This is a genomic window from Pontibacter sp. GD7 (genome assembly GCF_058216375.1).
This window is the reverse complement of the sequence record NZ_JBYZMP010000002.1, coordinates 449,688-466,746: the sequence shown is the minus strand read 5'-3', so window position 1 is coordinate 466,746 and position 17,059 is coordinate 449,688. Positions and strand designations below refer to the sequence as shown.

The window sequence follows — 17,059 nt, the reverse complement described above, 5'->3', positions numbered from 1 at the left end:
GTATTAATCAGTATTGAACTTATAGCCAACACCCTTGATAGTTTTAATGTGATCTTCGCCAATTTTTTCGCGCACCTTTCTGATATGGACGTCCACAGTTCTGGCAATCACATAAACATCATTTCCCCAAACGTTGTTCAATAGCTCCTCACGGCTGAAAACCTTGTTTGGCGTGGCGGCTAAAAATGCCAGCAGTTCAAACTCTTTTTTAGGCAGCGTTATTTTCTCCTCGCCTCTGTAAACGGCAAAGCTGTTACGGTCTATGCGCAGGCCACCAATCTCGATCACTTTCTCCTGCTCTTCCTGCTGCGAGTCGCGGCGGGTATAGGCTGCCAGGCGGCTTAGCAAGGCACGAGGCTTTATAGGCTTTGTTATAAAGTCGTCTGCACCTGCCTCAAAAGCGGCTACTTCAGAAAACTCTTCGGCTCGTGCAGTCAGGAAAATAATGTGGGTGTTGCGGAAGTCGCCCATTTCGCGCAGCTGCCGGCAGGCGGCTATCCCGTCCATCACCGGCATCATCACATCCATCAAAATCACATCTGGTTTCACAGACTGAGCCACATCGATGGCTTTTTTGCCGTTGTCCGCTACCGATACCTCGTATCCTTCGCGTGTCAGGTTGTATTGCAGTAGCTCTACGATATCCGGATCGTCGTCTACCACTAAAACTTTGTAGTTTGTTGCTGTTTGCACAAATCTTCAGATTAGTGTGTCGATATGGTGCTGCCTTTATACTTTAGGGCTGCTACACATTACATTGGTACTGCCTGTCATCTTAACCGGCGCGCCTAATGTATAGGACAAATATAACCACTAGTGGTGCAATTTAATCCTTGATAATCAAATCTTAATACTTTCTTAACATAAGCACAGGCGCTAATGAATATGAAAGTACATAAAAAAAGCCAGTGCAAGACTGGCTTTTTTTATTAATTCTGAGCTAGCAAAAGCTTATGTTTCAAATTCTTAAACTCGTATAAGTTTACTTTTACCGACCCCACAAACATTTCGGCCTGTATCAGTACCGGGATCTTATTCTGGTCATCGGACAAGTATACGGTAATGGAGTTCTCGCCATTGAACATCTCATTCTTCGGCATTTTAGGGGTTAGCTTAATAGCTCTGATGTTGCCGGCCTTTGTGCTTACCGTCTCTTTGCCACGGTAGGTAACCTCCATGTTAAAGTTTTCATCGTCGAAGAAGCCCTGTATGTTAAACTTTTCGCCTACACGCATTCTGTCATAGTCGAGGGTACGCATGTAGTAAAAGCCACTTACAATATCCTGAACATTTGCAGGTACTTTATGCTGCTTGGTTTCTTTGTCTTTGTTGCGTTTTTTCCTTTCCACATAAGCAACAAGGTTATAATGGTTAAAGTCTACTGTTTCGCGCTTGCGGTAACTGCCTTCTTCAATATTCATAAAAGAACGCTGCGGCACCAAAGCTGCAGTGTCTATGTATGACTGCCATGTATCACGGATCTTTATAAAAAGGTCGAAGGAGCTGTTTGTTTTGCCGGTTACTGTGGCACGGTAGCATGGTCTGCCGTTAATGGTGTGCAGGGTAGGGGCAACGTCTATTACTGCTTCTGCTGCCGTGATCGGGCCATAGTGTACTTTATATTTTAGCACCTCCCCAGACGAAAAGCTCTCGTTGGGCACAGTACGCATTCTGTCTTTAGTAACAAAACCAAAAGCGATAACGATTGCGAAAAGTATAGCCGGGAAAAACTTTCTCATATTTACATTTATACTTTGGTTAACCTGTTCAAGACAAGTTTTATACCAAATCTACTCTTTTTGCTAAGTTAAACAGTTATTGCTATCAAATCAATTCATTATCAGCGAAATAAAAAAGGAGCCATACCTTGGCTCCTTTTTTTTACTTATAGTTTGGGAAAAGTGTTCACTCAGTTGCAGCGGCTGCATCGTCTAGGGCGGCGGCTACTTTCTCAGGCTCACCTTTTACAATGGCTCTGATCTTGCCTTCGATCTCTTCCTGCAGTTCCGGGTTATCCAATAGGATCTGCTTCACGCCATCACGGCCCTGGCCCAGCTTGTCTCCGTTGTAAGAGAACCATGAGCCTGACTTCTGAACGATACCCAGCTCAACGCCCAAGTCAAGGATCTCGCCTACTTTGGAAATACCCTCGCCATACATGATGTCGAACTCAACCACTTTGAACGGAGGGGCTACTTTGTTCTTCACAACCTTAACGCGGGTACGGTTACCAGTAATGTTGTCGGCAGACTCTTTGATCTGACCTACACGGCGGATGTCCAAGCGCACAGAAGCGTAGAACTTAAGGGCATTACCACCAGTGGTTGTCTCCGGGTTACCGAACATCACACCGATCTTCTCACGAAGCTGGTTGATGAAAATACACGTACAGCCAGTTTTGTTGATCGTACCAGTAAGTTTACGAAGTGCCTGCGACATCAAACGTGCCTGCAGACCCATCTTGCTGTCACCCATGTCGCCTTCCAGTTCACCTTTCGGTACCAGGGCAGCAACAGAGTCAATTACAATAATATCAATAGCGCCTGAACGGATCAGGTGGTCCGCGATCTCAAGTGCCTGTTCGCCGTTATCCGGCTGAGATATCAATAGGTTTTCAGTATCAATGCCAAGTTTCTGGGCGTATAATTTGTCAAATGCGTGCTCTGCATCAATAAAAGCTGCCAGGCCTCCTTTTTTCTGTGCCTCGGCGATGCAATGCATGGTAAGTGTGGTTTTACCAGAAGATTCCGGGCCGTAGATTTCTACGACACGGCCACGTGGTAAACCGCCAATACCCAAAGCAATATCCAGCCCAAGCGAGCCTGTAGAGATAGCCGGAACGTCTTCTACTTTATTATCGCTCAACTTCATTACGGTTCCTTTACCGTATGTTTTGTCGAGCTTATCCATAGTCAGCTGCAGGGCCTTAAGTTTTTCGTTGCTTACGCTCATGTGTGTTTAATTAAATTGCTTTATATTGAAGGTGAAATTACTACATTCGACAGCTATTTGCAAGAAAGCTAAAAACTATTTTACTAAATATTTTAGCTATCATCTGCCGACTGTTTATAACAACGGTAACTAGTCTTTTGTCCCATTTTAGCAGACTTTTTATGCGCTTTTTAAAGCTATTTTTTGCTATTACGTGCTTGTTTAGCAGTAGTTTGTGTTATGGGCAGCTTAACAACAGTGCACTAACGCAAACCGTTCCGGTTATACCTGAAAATGCTAATGAAATTAGATTTGGTTTGTATGCGTTTGGTTTCTCTAAAAACAACGAATACTTTAATAAAATTGCTGACGGTTATACTTTATTTGGCTATCATCTTAACCCCAGGCTCATATACCAGCCAGCCCCTACAGTACGAATCGATGCAGGTATTTTCCTCTGGAAAGACTTCGGCAGTTCAGGTTACCAGGATATAGCTCCAACCTTATCTGTAAAATTTTTAAAAGAAAACTGGAGCCTGACCTTTGGCACACTGGAAGGTAATTTGGCCCATGGCTACATTGAGCCTCTTTACGATTTTGAGCGGGTTATGCTTAATAGGTTAGAGAATGGCCTGCAGTATAAACTAAAGACCCAGCGGTTTAAGCTGGATGCTTGGATAGATTGGGCAAACATGCTGTACAGGGGAGAGGACGACCAGGAACAGGTAAATGGCGGCGCTGTTACGGCTTATACTTTGCTGGATCGGCCTGCAGCCAAAAACCAGTTGGATAGTGTACGACTAACGTTGCCTGTGCAGTTTACGGCACAGCACAAAGGCGGGCAGATAGATGCCTCGGACCTGCCGTTGCTTACGGTTGCCAATGTGGCCGTGGGGTTTGAGCTGGAGAAGAAGTATAGCCGCCACATACTACACCGCCTGTACACTAAGAACTATGTGCTCGGCTACAAGGATTTCTCGAATGAGGTGCGGCTGCCTTATGCGCAGGGTCATGGACTCTACCTGAATGTAGGCGCCGATACAAAATACCAGGATGTGATGCTGAGTTATTGGCACGGCAACGGATATGTAACAGAGCTCGGAGGAAAACTGTACCAATCGGCTTCCACTACGTTTAAAAACCCCGATTACCTGCAAGAGAAATGGGAAGTACTGATACTACGCCTGATGAAGGATTTTGAGATTGTTGATAATCTGTATGTTACCCTTCGGTTGGAGCCATTTATTAATTTCGACGATCCAAAGTTGGAGTTTTCCAACTCTATCTACCTCACCTTCGATACAGATTTCTTTCTGGCAAAACCCAGGAGATAGGGCACAAGACAAAAGCTGTAAGTTCGCTTATGGTCTAAGCCATAGCGGTTGTGTTCTCAGTAGTTTCCTTGTGTTCCAGTTGTTCGTAGTCCTGTCGGGTAATGCCATAGTAATAAAGATCCAGCAGCTCATCGGAGTCTGCACCCCTAAAATCGCTTCTAATCACACCCTCCTTTAAGAAACCTAATTCTTCGACTAATTCGCCATAGCACAGGTTAGCTGCTGTGCAACGTAGGTATATTTTGTTAAGCTGTAAAGTATGAAAAGCAAACCTTAGGATTGCTTGTAAAGCTTCCATGGCTTCACCTCTTGTAAATGGCCAGTTGGTAAAGTATAAGGCAAGTTCTGCTTTAGGTACTTGATGGTCCAGATTCTTAAGGGCGATGTCGCCGATATATTCATTTGTGGTTTTAAGCCACACACCAAAGTCAAATGTTTTGCGGTTGTCCCATTCTGTACGGAGTTGCTTTACTTGTGTACGTGCATCGGCGAGCACGCGCACACGTGCAAGCCTTCTTCCAAAGGCAGGGTTAAGTATAGAACTGTTTTCCTGTAGCAGACGCATAAAATCACTTTCGTCGCCTTGCTGATAAGGGCGGAGTATAAGCCGTTGTGTTTCCAGCTTTTCTTCCAGCGAATCGGGTAGGGTTTGGTACAGAACATTCATGTTAGCGTCTCTCTTGTTTTAATATAGGGCAGGGGGTATGTTATGTCATACGCGAACTATAGAAAAACGTAGGGCAGAATGCTTAATTTGCTGTTTGTTGCCTGCTCAAATGATCTTAAGGTTTAAGAATGCAACTTGTTATACCTGTGCAGCAGACAGATGATCCCGACATAATAAAGCCTGCCTGTTGAGCCTGAGATCATGCTTACTATAAGACGTGAGGATGGATGCAGATAAGTATAAACCAGGCTCACACTGCCGGGGCAACTTGTTGAAAAGAAGTACAAGAGGGTTGTGGGCAAAAGCAAAAGCCCCTGCCATACTTTTATGGGCAGGGGCTTTTTATGTTTCAAGTATAAAGTATACTTACTGGTTCAGGTATGGGTAGCTGAAGTGCTTTGGGCTGTGCAGCTGTTGCTGTATCATCATCACATCCAGGGTGTGCGCCGTTTCCTTGAAAAACTCCAGGCGGCGGTACAGCATTTCTTTCTGCAGCACAGTGCCGGTGGCGGTTTTCATGTAAGCACGTTTATCCTCCAGCACACGGTGCATTACCTCGTTTACCTGCTCTTCGTGCTGCGCATACCACTGCTGAAAATCAAACAGGCGGGCAGCACCCGGAGTAACCGACTGAAAATCCAGGCCGTGCAGGCGAAGAACATCAGCCAACAGGTCTATCTCCAGCGGAATAGAAGTGTTATAAGGCATAGAGCGCACTTCCAGTTTACTGTTCAGTGCACCGGCTATTGTTGCCAGGTTATCTTTAAAGCGAAAGAATAAAGCAGCCGCTTCCATAAGTCTTTAGGGTAATGTTAAAAATAGAACGGGTGCAAAATTACACCAATATGGTTGAATTGTTAAATTGTTTGATGGTTAAATTGTTGAATGGCTTAAAGTTTTTGAGGACTGTAGTTAGGCAATGTTTTGCATTAATTACATCTGCAGAACTACAACAATGTAACCATTAAGCCATTTAACCATCAATACATTCAAAATTGAGCCTAAAGCAGCTCCCGGATGATCTGCTCTTCGGTGACGCCTTCGGCTTCGGCTTTGAAATTGCGCACGATGCGGTGACGAAGTATAGGCATGGCTACGGCCTGCACGTCTTCAATGTCGGGGCTGTACTTGCCGTTAAGTATGGCATTGCACTTGGCCCCTACAATAAGGTGCTGCGAAGCTCTTGGGCCTGCGCCCCACTCCAGGTACTGGTTTGCCTGCTGCGAAGCCATTGGCTGGCCGGGGCGTGTTTTGTGAACCAACTGTACCGCATACTCCACCACATTATCCACTACCGGCACACGGCGCACCAACTGCTGAAAAGCGAGTATGTCATCGGCATGAAGTATTTTGTTTAGCTGCGTAGTTACGGCTCCTGTGGTGTTCTTCACGATCTGCAACTCCGACTCATAGCTTGGATAGCCCAATGTGATGTTAAACATGAATCGGTCTAGCTGCGCCTCGGGCAGGGGATAGGTGCCTTCCTGCTCTATCGGGTTTTGGGTGGCCAGTACAAAGAATGGCTGTGGCAGGCTATACCTGTGGCCTGCAACGGTAACGGCATGCTCCTGCATGGCTTCCAGCAAGGCTGCCTGCGTTTTGGGAGGCGTACGGTTGATCTCGTCGGCCAGTACTATGTTGGCGAATACCGGGCCTGTTACAAACTTGAAGTTGCGGTCTTTGTCCAGGGTTTCTGCACCTACAATGTCCGAGGGCATCAGGTCGGGCGTGAACTGCACCCGGCTAAAGGACATGTCCAGGGAATTGGCGATGGTTTGGATCAGGAGCGTTTTGGCAAGCCCCGGAACCCCCACCAGGAGGCAGTGCCCCTGACAAAAAACAGCTGTTAATACTAACCTTACTACTTCTTCCTGGCCTACAATTACCTTGGAGATCTCGGAGGTAAGGGTGCGGTATGCATCATGTAGTGCGTCTGCTGCTTCTTTGTCAGAGGAGAACTGCGTCATAGTTTTTTATTGGGTTAAGTCAAGCACATTGCAATCTTTGTAATCCGGGTCTATCTCGATGAAAACGGTGTCGATGTTCTTCCGGAACCAATCTTCAACGGCTTTTCCTTTCTTCTGGTTTAGCGCCGCCGTAGCTATTTTCTGGTAATCGTCCTGCAGGTTAGCCAAATGCGGCTTAGACTTTGATTTCAGGTAAATGATGCGCACAGCCTCCTTGCCATCTTCCGTACGGAAAGGTATAGGCTTGGATATGTCGCCTACCTTCATAGTATCGATCACGAAGAAGATAGATGGGTCTACCTGGTCCATCGGGATGTACATGCTGCCTGTGGCACGGCTGGTAATAGATCCGCCGTTATCCTTGGTCTGGATATCGTCTGAGAAATCTTTGGCAGCCTTGGCAAAGGTGATGCTGTCGTTTACGATAAGGGTACGAATGCTGTCAAGTTGCGCGGCGGTTGCGGTAATATCCACTGTAGCAGTTTCCGGCTTGATCAGGATATGGCGCGTGTTAAACTCCTGACCTTTACGCTCGATAAGCTGTATTAGGTGGAAACCAAACTGCGACTCTATTACATTGGAGATCTGGCCAGGCTCCAGGCGCATGGCTGCTGCCTCATACTCCGGTACCAGTTCTTTCTTTTTAAAGAAGCCCAGTTCGCCTCCGGCTGCTGCAGAGCCAGGGTCCTGAGAGTACTGTCGGGCAAGTTTGGCAAAATCCTCACCGGCAAGTATGCGCTTGCGTAAGTCTTCCAGTTTTTGGCGCGCGGCCAGTTTCTGCTGCTTGCTCACTTGTGCATACTTCACGATCTGGGCAAGCTCTACCTCGCTGGAGAAGTATGGCAAACTATCGGTTGGGATAGCATTGAAGTAGCGTTTGATTTCTTTTGGTGTAACCTTGATCTTGCCTGCGATCTGCTGCTGCATCTTTTCGGCCACCATCTGCTCCTTTACGGTTTTGCGCAACTCATCTTTCAGCTGCTTTATACTTTTGTTGTAATACTGCTCCAGGCGCTCCACACCGCCAACCTGCGCCGTCAGGTATTCGATGCGGCGGTTAAGCTGATCCGTAACCGTAGCCTCATCCACTACAACAGAGTCTATCTCGGCGCGGGCAAGCAGAAGTTTTTCCTGCACCAGCGAGCGGAAAATATCGCATTTAATTGCCTCGTTAGGCTGCTGCTTCGACTGTGCCAGGAACTGCAGGTAGCTGAACTCCAGGTCGGAGCGAAGGATAATGTGATTGTCTATTTTGGCAATAATGCCGTCTACCTTACGCTGCACGGGCACCTGCGCCACTACAGACAGGGAAGAAAAAATAAAGCAAATTGCAACAAAGGCCAGTTTGCCAAAATTGATCGTCTTTCTCAAGGTTATTCTACTTTTTTGAACACGCTGCTAAAACAACGTGCAAGATACTGCTTTATTCTGAGTTTCGGGACTTTGCTGCCGGTGCAGCAAAAAAAGGAACAGTTGCGGCAGTTTATTTCTTAACTAATTTGTCTATCTCGTTCTGGTTAACGTTTACTGGGTACTTCTCGCGCAGCTGCTGTACCCACTGCTGCTCCAGGTAGTTCTGGTAGTCTGATATTACCTGTCCGCGGGTCTCATTCAGCTTCTTGTAACCGGGCTCCAGCACCTCGTTTATGATGATCAGGTACTCGCGGCCATTTTGCTGCAAGGTGTAAGTGCCTTTTTCCCAGTTCACCGAGTCCAGTACCTTATGCTCCCCTTTCTGGAATTTCTTCTCCGTTATCTGCACATCCAGCGGGTTGTTCTTGTTCATATTGTCTGCCAAAGCGCTTACATCCGAAGAGTACAGCGTAAAGGAAGCGCGGCGGTTACGACGGCGTCCTGTTTCCGTGTTATCAGGCCCTACCTGCTTAGATTTGCCTAAAACGTTTGTCTTGATTTGTGCAGCCGGCACGCCTTCCTGAGTCAGGTACTGCGCCACACGCTGCGCACGCTGGCTGGCCAGGTCTGCTCTGGAAGCAGCCTCTCTAGCGTCGGTATGCCCGTTTATATCGATCGATAAAGATGGGTTCTCCTTCAGGATGTCGGCAAACTCGTTCAGCCTTGCGATAGCTTCCTTGCTAAGGTCGGTCTTGTTCTGCTCGAACAGCACATCCGGCAGGTTAGCAGCCTTCACAGCATAACGGCGCACGGTCAACTGATCCTTTGCCTTGTTCAGGAGGTCTTTGTTAGCTGCACTGATGATGGTGGCCTGTACACGCGGTCCCCACTTATACTTTTCCTTGTTTGCTTCAAAGAATGCCTTTAAACCTACAGAGTCTTCCACAGCTTTAGACCATACTTTCTCATCCATCAATTGGAAAAGCAGAATGCCATCGTGGTACTCCTTAACCAGCATTCTGTAGTCTTTATACTTATTTTCCAGGTTGGCTTTCTCATACTCCACCAGGCTCTTATCCACGAAAGCGTCGTACATCGTTTTCATGGCATACTCTGGAGTGCCGGTGGCACGTGGGCGTTGCTGCTCTTTTACAAAAGCATAGAAGTTGCCGATCGTGTATGGCTTGCCCTGTATAGTAAACAATGTCTGGTTAAGGCTCTTGTCGCTGGTGTTGTAGCTCCACTGCCCTTGCAACAGTTCCTGATTAGCACTTGCCAATGCCGCAGACTTGGCGGCAGCCACCTCCGTAAAGTTGTTCTCTGCCTTGATGCGTTTCAGGAAAGCGGTACGGTTCAGCTCTGAACGTGAGTCTTTCGCTATTTTATTGCGCAGGTTCTGCTCCATGTCCTCAAAGGCAGGCAGTCCGCGCTTGTCAATCAGTTTTATGATATGCCAGCCATAAGGCGTAAGCACAGGCTTTGACGTTTCACCCTCTTTGTTCAGCGCAAAGGCAGCATCCTCAAAATTAGGGATCATACGACCTGTGCCAAACCAAGGCAACTCACCGCCATTTTGTGCCGAGTTAGCATCTTCAGAGAATTCTGAGGCTAGCTTATCCCAATTCTCGTTGCGTTGCAGGCGTTTGTAAATGGCATCGATGCGCTGCTTTGCCGCCAGTGAGTCGGCTTTGGGCATACCCGGCGTGGCGCGTACCATAATGTGGGCAACTTTTATCTCGCCACGTGCCTGGCGCTTATCGTTTACCTTTACCAGGTGGTAGCCAAAGCGGGTGCGCACCGGCATCGATATTTGCCCTACAGGTGTTTTATAGGATGCGTCCTCAAATGGGTATACCATCTGCATGGCTGTAAAATAGCCCAGGCTGCCTTTATTGTCGGCCGCAGACGGATCCTGGGAGAATGTTTGGGCTAGCTTGCCAAAGTCCTCGCCGTTAAGGGCACGCTGTCGTACCTCTATGGCTTTGCTGTAAGCGGCTAATGTGTCTTCAGGGGCTGCATCCGGCTGTAGCGAAAACAGGATGTGCGATGCATTCACCTCCTGGCCCAGACGATCATAGGCTTGTTTCACCAACTGGTCCGTAACGCTTTTCTCAGACAAGTATGGCTGTGCCAGTTGTTCCTTGTACCCTTCCAGTTCACGCTTAAAGGCAGTGGTGGTATCCAGGCCACGGCTCTCGGCTTCCTTTACCTTCAGCTTAAAGTTGGTGTACAGGTTCAGGTAGTCGGTAACGCTTTCGCGGGTGTAGGCGTCCTCGTTGCCGGCGTTGTTCTTTTCGTACACGTACTGGAACTCTGAAGTAGAAATTGGTTCAGCGCCAAGTGTAGCGATAGCTGGTTCTTTGGAATCGTTCTTCTTGGTTGCGGTGCACCCTGCCATTAACAGGGCGGCTGCAACAAGTAGGTGGTTGCTGCGCATATGTAGATTAAATACAGACGGTTTCGTTAGACTGATCTGGCTCAGTTTATGCAATTTTAACTAAATTTTCCGACAGATTTGGCAAAAAGTATAACTATAATCCAATTGGAATCGGATTTGTTCCGGATAACGGACAATGAACTGTAAAAGTGTGCGAAAGCACTTTATTTTATTTTTTTGTAGAGCACACAGACATTTTGCTTGCCATTGGATTCAAACTCTACTTTATCCATGATGCGGTTTACGAGGGCGATGCCCACGCCCCCTTTCTTGCCCAAGCGTATGTTCTCCTCAATGTTAGGCTCTTTATACTTCGAACGCTGAAAGGCCACACCGTTGTCAGTGATCTCAAACTTGAGCATCTCGTTCTGTTCGAAAACAGCCAGATGGATATACTTTTCGGGGTTTTCGTGGTTAGCGTGGATGATGAGGTTTGCGCATATCTCATCCACGGCTAACACGATCTGGTTTGTCATGATGTCTGATAACGCGTAGGCGCTCAGGTAATCTATGACAAAGTCACGTATTAACTTAAGATTCTTTTTAGTACAGTTTACCCGAATCGAGTTATTCATTTGAAACTGTTCTTGCTTCATCGTAATCTGACACGATTGTCATCAGAAGATCCAGACCCAGGATCTCGAATACGTTTCGCACTTTATCCTGCATGTTGTAAAAAATGAGCTTTATCTGGGCATCCTCAAATCGCTGCAGATGCGAAATGAACACGCCAAGACCGGCAGAAGAAATGTAGTTCAGATTGGCACAGTCAACTAAAATTTTGCTGTACTTCATGATCTCGGGATCAGAAAGCTCCTCGTCCAGTATTACTGAAGAGCTGGCATCCAGTTCACCATCCAGGGTCATGATGATGGTGTTGTCTTTGATTTCTTGTGTAATTTTCATCGGCTTATGTACGACTTGATCAGTCGTTTTGTTGAGTCGGTTTAAATTTAATAACAAGCAACGTTTGGTCATCATATAAGTTGCCCGGACCGGTAAAATCTTCCAGGTCGTTTATGATGGCGCACTTAATATCCTCGGCTTCCAGGTGGTAGGTCTGGGCAAGCATGTACTTCAGCCTTTCCTCCCCGTACTCCTCGTTGTTTGCGTTGCGTGCTTCTACAATGCCATCGGTATAAACCACCATTACGTCGTTTGGGTTGTAATCGTAGTACATCTCCCGCACATGGTTGTTGTAGGATTTGTCGCGTATGATACCAAGTCCCAGGCCCTCCGTCTGGAAGTAGAACACGTCCTCCATCATCGAGTTATAGTATAACGTATGGCAATGGCCGGCACGGGCAAACATAAAACCCTTCATCCTATAGTCAATAATATAAAGGGATGAGGTGATGAAAGATGTTTTCTCAAGGCATCGGCTTAGTGCGCTGTTGGCCTGTTTCATAAATTCGCTTGGCGGCATGTCCTGCTGCATCAGACCATGGAAGATGCCTTTCATCTGTGCCATATGGAAAGCCGCTGAAATACCCTTGCCCGACACATCGCCGATAATAATAGCGATACGTGATTCGCTCAGCTGCAGGAAGTCATAGAAATCGCCCCCTACTTCTTTTGCTGCCACGGCATGTGTGCTTATCTCAAACCAGCTGTCCGTCGGAAACGTCTTCGGGATCAGGCTTTCCTGTACCTGCGTCGCGATCTTAAGTTCTTCCTTGTAACGCTCGTTCAGCAGCGACTCGTTTAGCAGGCGCAGGTTTTCGATAGTAAGTATGGTCTGGCTGGTAAAGGTGCGCAGTACGTTGGTGGTTTCGCGGTCAAAGCCCTGCTCTATGTCCTTCAGCAAGTATAAAACCCCAAACAGGTGCTTTTTAGATTTGATTGGAAGTATGATCAGCGATTTCCATGGCAATGTAAGGTCACGGAAGCCGGGATTGCGGTCCAGGTTATTGTTGATGTAATCTATATTCTGGATGTTGTAAGCCAGCAGCAAGTGCCGGATGCGGGTGATCTGCTCCGGGTTTATACTTAAAAGATGCGTGACCTGGGGTTCACTGTTTCGCATCAGCTCAAACCATGCGGCACTGGCATCAGAGGCTTTGATGGTGCTCTCAAACAGCATATCATATACCTGCGCTTCGCTTTGCCCTTGCTGTATGGATTGGCTCAGGCGCTGGAAGTTCAGGAGATCCTCACTCTTTTGCTCAAACACACTGGAAGTTGGCAAACTGAAAAGCGAGACCAGGAAGGCCGCCAACGTATAAAGCCCGACAAATTGCATCGCCAGCAGCAAAAAGCCCACATCAGTATAGTCAATAACCAGCTCAGGGCTATCGGCAAACTGCCTGAAGAAGTTAATGAAGATGTAACAGCTGAGCAGGATGGCTCCCAACAGCACCAGCGATCTGGTTTTGTTATTAAAAGTAAGGTAGGCTACCCACTTCAGGTTTGTGCACAGAAACAGAATGTAAAAGCTAAGCAGCGCCAGTAACGGCAGGAAAATATAACTGGTATAATTAAAGTTAAGCAGCGTCAGCAGCAAAGTGCCAAACACCAGCAGTTCAAACCAGTCCCAGGCTATTTGCAGAAACTTGTTTTTGTGGTACAGCAGCAGTTGGCGCCAGATGTAAAAACCCTTTGCCAGAAAGATCACCAGCAACCCAAAGTTGACATGGTACAAAAAATGAAGAAGCGACGGCGACTCGATGTTGGTATAGTTCGACACCATCCGGTAGCCCAGGTATAAGGCCACACTGAGATAGGCTGCCACCCCGGCTTTCGAAAACAAGTGCCATAGATACCCGATAAAATCAATGCCTTTCAGGTTTTCGGAGCTTAACCGCTGGAAAAGGAAAACCGAGACAATGAAGATAACGATCAGGAAATTGTTGACATAAGGCAGCGAAAACCTCACAGAGCCAGGCTGGTTAATTGCCTCTGCCGCGATCAAGATATTAAGCAACAGCAAAGCCCAGCTTACAATAGCTGTGGTTACAAGTATAGATTTTACGTTTGTCTTGTATAGCATAAAACGGAAAACCGTGCCAGTATTATGGCATTGCTTATTTGCTGCTTATGATTGATTTGATAATGAAAGGTAATAAAAATTTTTTGCTAAGCTGTTCAGCCCCGAAAGCAAAACACATAGCATAACGTAAATATAATGCTTTTGGTTAATATGTGAATGCAGGAGAAATTTGTTTGCAAAACATTCTGAACAACACAGTATTTGCCAGCAGGTAGGTTAATAGTGGTGGAGGTTTCCAGAGCTTAACAGCTAAGACTGATGATCAGGAACAGCACACCTAATAGTGCGGCCTTGTAAAGCAAAAGCGCCGCTGCTTTATTTTATGCAACGGCGCTTTTTATACTTTATTATACTTAGAGGCTGTTTTAACATTATTCATTGGGCTGCAAAGAGAATTTTCCGGAACCTGGCCTCGTCTCTTTTTCGCGCCATAGCGCTGCTATGCCACTCAAATGGAACATCCCGAACTTGATTCGGGAAGGAGTCTCGCCAGAACCCTGAATATCCTCTTTTCGCTTCCAACAATAATATTAAAATAGCCTCTTAGCGGCTATAGTTTGGTGCCTCACGCATGATCTGTACGTCGTGCGGGTGGCTTTCTCGCAGGCCGGCCCCGGTGATCTTCACCATTTTGGCTCCCTGCAGATCATTTATACTTGGTGTGCCGCAATAGCCCATGCCGGCCCTGATGCCGCCTACCAATTGGTAAATTACCTCGTTTACCAGGCCTTTGTACGCAACGCGGCCTACAATGCCCTCCGGCACAAGCTTTTTAGAGTCTTTTTCGTTGCCCTGGAAGTAGCGGTCTTTCGAGCCTTCTTCCATAGCCTCTACAGAGCCCATGCCGCGGTAGGTTTTATACTTGCGTCCTTCGTAAATGATCATTTCGCCTGGGGCCTCTTCGGTGCCTGCCAGCAGTGAGCCGATCATTACCGTGCTGGCGCCACCTGCAAGCGCCTTTACGATGTCGCCTGAGAATTTAATGCCTCCATCAGCCACAACCGGAACGCCAGTGCCTTGTAAGCCTCTGGCTGCTTCCATTACTGCCGAAAGCTGCGGAACGCCGATACCTGCAATAACGCGGGTGGTACAGATACTGCCCGGGCCAACGCCAACTTTTACGGCATCGGCGCCAGCGTCAGCCAGTGCCTTTGCACCGTCTGCTGTAGCAACGTTGCCGGCAATTAGGTCCACGTTCGGGAAAAGGTCTTTTATTCTGCGTACCGCATCCAGTACACCTTTGGAGTGGCCATGGGCCGTATCTACGCTGATCACGTCAACGCCAGCATCAACCAATGCCTGCACACGGTCCAGTACATCCGGGGTTACGCCCACGGCAGCGCCTACACGCAGGCGGCCATACTCGTCTTTGCAGGCGTAAGGGCGGTCTTTCTTTTTCAGGATGTCTTTGTATGTGATCAGTCCGGCAAGCTTTCCGTCCTCGTCTACCACAGGCAGTTTTTCTATCTTGTATTCCTGTAGTATATCTTCAGCCTTAGACAGGTCGGTGCCTTTCTGGGCGGTTATCAGGTTTTGGCTGGTCATCACATACGATACCTTCTGGGTAAGGTCTTTCTCGAAGCGTAGGTCGCGGTTTGTGATGATGCCGGTCAGTTTCCCGCTGTCGTCCACGATCGGGATGCCGCCTATTTTGTTTTCTGTCATGATCTGCACTGCATCGCCTAGAGTGGCGTTTTCATTCAGTGTGATCGGGTCCAGGATCATGCCGCTCTCCGAACGCTTCACCTTACGCACCTGTGCCGCCTGTTTCTTGATCGACATGTTTTTATGGATGATGCCGATGCCGCCTTCCTGCGCCATAGCAATGGCCAGATCAGCTTCAGTAACGGTGTCCATGGCAGCCGAAAGCAGCGGAATATTGATCCGGATGTTGCGTGTTAACTGCGTGGAAGTGTCGGTTTGGTGTGGAAGTACCTCGGAGTAAGCCGGGAGAAGAAGCACGTCATCGTATGTGAGCGCCTCAAATAAAATGCTTGACTGTTCAGAGAGCATGGCAAATAATTTAGGGGTCCTTATTTGCCGCGTAAAACTACAAAAAATAGTTGGGATTATTTTGCAAGTGGTTCAGGAAAATTTATTTAGAATCAGGATTTACAGAATTTGCAGATGAACAGGACGTGGTCCAACCACCCCTAGCCCCTCCTTGGCAAAGGCGGGGAGTTTTCATTTACTAATTATTGGGGCATCATAATAATTGCTGTTTTCAACTTTGTCATCCCGCAAGTTGTACTTCCCGGACTTGATATGGGAGAGGGACTAGGTGGACCCAATACTGCAGAGATTCCCCTCTGGGGGTAGGGGCCACTACTGTTCGAAACCTACTTAATATGCTCTTTTTCTCCTGTAATCCTCCTTTTTAAGGACGAAAGTGTCCCCTTGAGGACAAGTGAAAACGGGAGTTTGAAACTTGCGACCGTAGGTAACAGGGGTGTCAATCAGGTTCCGGATTGCTCAAAAGTTCATTTATACTTATAAAGCCTGCTAACGAAAACACCCCTATGGTCCCCTCAAGGGGACAGTCTGTTCTCAAACAAACATACTTTTAAGGCATTAGGACACACAATGTCTAGGTTTCGAACAGTAGTGGGTAGGGGCCCTCTTTTAAAGAGAGGGGCAGAGGTGTGTTAATCGTTTTTAATGTCAACCTTTTTTAATTGAGCTCACACACAGTGATTTTGGTTCATCAATAAAATCAATAAACCAATAACGAAACCTACTGCTTTGTAGCCAACAAGACGCAAGGTATTGCGTCTCTACAATCGAATTGCGATCAACGAAACTATCTACCTTGTAGCCAACAAGACGCAAAATATTGCGTCTCTACATTCCTATTAACGAATAACTAATACCCAGTAACTATTCTGGCGTCTCTACATTCCTAATAACGAATAACTAATAACCAATAACTATTCTGGCGTCTCTACAATTCCCAATAACGAACAACTAACAACCAGTAACAATCAACGCCTTTTACAATCCTCGATCAACGAACAACGAATAACGAATAACGAATCAATACACTGGCATACTTGGGTCTACCTGCGTGGCCCAGGCGTGGATGCCGCCTTTCAGGTTGAGCAGGTTTTCGTAGCCGAGGCGCTGGGTAAGATAGTTAATTGCCTGCGCACTCCGGAATCCGTGGTGGCAAATAACCACTACGGGTACATCCCGACGGATGCGGTTGGCCTGCTTTGGCAGTTCGCCTAAAGGTATAAGCTCTCCGCCCAGGTTGCAGATCTCGAATTCAGATGGCTCACGTACATCAACCAGCTGTATCTTGTTATTCCGGGCCAGCCGTTCCTTAAGTTCTAATGCGGTAATTTCGTCCATGTGGTAAATGCTGCCAAAGCGTGTTACCTT

The 17,059-nt window shown here is 47.1% G+C and carries 14 protein-coding genes; 1 reads left to right on the top strand and 13 read right to left on the bottom strand.

Annotation, left to right across the window (positions count from 1 at the left end):
- Window positions 1–3: 3 nt before the first annotated feature.
- From AC4BAP_RS05020 to recA, 3 genes are all read right to left on the bottom strand, one after another.
- Window positions 4–693 (bottom strand): response regulator transcription factor, encoded by a 690-nt coding sequence (locus tag AC4BAP_RS05020; RefSeq protein ID WP_490581529.1) that lies wholly within the window; start codon window positions 691–693, stop codon window positions 4–6.
- A 236-nt stretch (window positions 694–929) separates the two neighbouring features.
- Entirely contained in the window at window positions 930–1,739 is an 810-nt protein-coding gene (locus AC4BAP_RS05015) for a DUF3108 domain-containing protein (protein ID WP_490581528.1), read from the bottom strand.
- Between the two features lie 166 nt (window positions 1,740–1,905).
- Window positions 1,906–2,952 (bottom strand): recombinase RecA, encoded by a 1,047-nt coding sequence (gene recA / locus AC4BAP_RS05010; RefSeq protein ID WP_490581527.1) that lies wholly within the window; start codon window positions 2,950–2,952, stop codon window positions 1,906–1,908.
- 212 nt (window positions 2,953–3,164) lie between these two features.
- Here recA and AC4BAP_RS05005 point away from each other — a divergent pair, with 212 nt between their 5' ends.
- Window positions 3,165–4,265 (top strand): lipid A deacylase, encoded by a 1,101-nt coding sequence (locus tag AC4BAP_RS05005; RefSeq protein WP_490581526.1) that lies wholly within the window; start codon window positions 3,165–3,167, stop codon window positions 4,263–4,265.
- 34 nt (window positions 4,266–4,299) lie between these two features.
- Here the strand turns inward: AC4BAP_RS05005 and AC4BAP_RS05000 are convergent, their stop codons facing one another.
- From AC4BAP_RS05000 to AC4BAP_RS04955, 10 genes are all read right to left on the bottom strand, one after another.
- The gene (locus AC4BAP_RS05000; RefSeq protein ID WP_490581525.1) at window positions 4,300–4,932 is read right to left on the bottom strand and encodes a GNAT family N-acetyltransferase; all 633 of its coding nucleotides are present in this window, start codon (window positions 4,930–4,932) and stop codon (window positions 4,300–4,302) included.
- Between the two features lie 366 nt (window positions 4,933–5,298).
- Window positions 5,299–5,727: a hypothetical protein gene (locus tag AC4BAP_RS04995; protein ID WP_490581524.1), complete on the bottom strand. Its 429-nt coding sequence runs from the start codon at window positions 5,725–5,727 to the stop codon at window positions 5,299–5,301.
- A 206-nt stretch (window positions 5,728–5,933) separates the two neighbouring features.
- Window positions 5,934–6,899, bottom strand: coding sequence for an AAA family ATPase (locus AC4BAP_RS04990; protein ID WP_490581523.1), 966 nt, complete (start codon window positions 6,897–6,899; stop codon window positions 5,934–5,936).
- Between the two features lie 6 nt (window positions 6,900–6,905).
- On the bottom strand, window positions 6,906–8,270 hold the full coding sequence (locus AC4BAP_RS04985; protein WP_490581522.1) for a peptidylprolyl isomerase: 1,365 nt from the start codon (window positions 8,268–8,270) through the stop codon (window positions 6,906–6,908).
- Window positions 8,271–8,382: 112 nt separating this feature from the next.
- Window positions 8,383–10,689, bottom strand: a complete 2,307-nt coding sequence (locus tag AC4BAP_RS04980) for a peptidylprolyl isomerase (protein WP_490581521.1) — start codon at window positions 10,687–10,689, stop codon at window positions 8,383–8,385.
- Between the two features lie 164 nt (window positions 10,690–10,853).
- Window positions 10,854–11,264: an ATP-binding protein gene (locus AC4BAP_RS04975; RefSeq protein ID WP_490581520.1), complete on the bottom strand. Its 411-nt coding sequence runs from the start codon at window positions 11,262–11,264 to the stop codon at window positions 10,854–10,856.
- The gene (locus AC4BAP_RS04970) at window positions 11,257–11,595 is read right to left on the bottom strand and encodes an STAS domain-containing protein (protein ID WP_490581519.1); all 339 of its coding nucleotides are present in this window, start codon (window positions 11,593–11,595) and stop codon (window positions 11,257–11,259) included. The genes AC4BAP_RS04975 and AC4BAP_RS04970 overlap by 8 nt, the downstream gene beginning before the upstream one ends.
- A gap of 19 nt (window positions 11,596–11,614) precedes the next feature.
- Window positions 11,615–13,678: a GAF domain-containing SpoIIE family protein phosphatase gene (locus tag AC4BAP_RS04965; RefSeq protein WP_490581518.1), complete on the bottom strand. Its 2,064-nt coding sequence runs from the start codon at window positions 13,676–13,678 to the stop codon at window positions 11,615–11,617.
- A gap of 543 nt (window positions 13,679–14,221) precedes the next feature.
- A complete protein-coding gene (gene guaB / locus AC4BAP_RS04960) occupies window positions 14,222–15,691 on the bottom strand; it encodes an IMP dehydrogenase (protein ID WP_490581517.1) in 1,470 nt (489 codons plus the stop codon).
- 1,020 nt (window positions 15,692–16,711) lie between these two features.
- Window positions 16,712–17,029 (bottom strand): rhodanese-like domain-containing protein, encoded by a 318-nt coding sequence (locus AC4BAP_RS04955; protein WP_490581516.1) that lies wholly within the window; start codon window positions 17,027–17,029, stop codon window positions 16,712–16,714.
- Window positions 17,030–17,059: the final 30 nt, after the last annotated feature.

Coding starts and splice junctions, on each gene's coding strand:
- AC4BAP_RS04980 (WP_490581521.1), bottom strand. CDS start 10,689: ATGCGCAGCAACCACCTACTTGTTGCAGCCGCCCTGTTAATGGCAGGG.
- AC4BAP_RS04990 (WP_490581523.1), bottom strand. CDS start 6,899: ATGACGCAGTTCTCCTCTGACAAAGAAGCAGCAGACGCACTACATGAT.
- AC4BAP_RS04975 (WP_490581520.1), bottom strand. CDS start 11,264: ATGAATAACTCGATTCGGGTAAACTGTACTAAAAAGAATCTTAAGTTA.
- AC4BAP_RS05000 (WP_490581525.1), bottom strand. CDS start 4,932: ATGAATGTTCTGTACCAAACCCTACCCGATTCGCTGGAAGAAAAGCTG.
- AC4BAP_RS04955 (WP_490581516.1), bottom strand. CDS start 17,029: ATGGACGAAATTACCGCATTAGAACTTAAGGAACGGCTGGCCCGGAAT.
- guaB (WP_490581517.1), bottom strand. CDS start 15,691: ATGCTCTCTGAACAGTCAAGCATTTTATTTGAGGCGCTCACATACGAT.
- AC4BAP_RS05015 (WP_490581528.1), bottom strand. CDS start 1,739: ATGAGAAAGTTTTTCCCGGCTATACTTTTCGCAATCGTTATCGCTTTT.
- AC4BAP_RS04995 (WP_490581524.1), bottom strand. CDS start 5,727: ATGGAAGCGGCTGCTTTATTCTTTCGCTTTAAAGATAACCTGGCAACA.
- AC4BAP_RS04965 (WP_490581518.1), bottom strand. CDS start 13,678: ATGCTATACAAGACAAACGTAAAATCTATACTTGTAACCACAGCTATT.
- AC4BAP_RS04970 (WP_490581519.1), bottom strand. CDS start 11,595: ATGAAAATTACACAAGAAATCAAAGACAACACCATCATCATGACCCTG.
- recA (WP_490581527.1), bottom strand. CDS start 2,952: ATGAGCGTAAGCAACGAAAAACTTAAGGCCCTGCAGCTGACTATGGAT.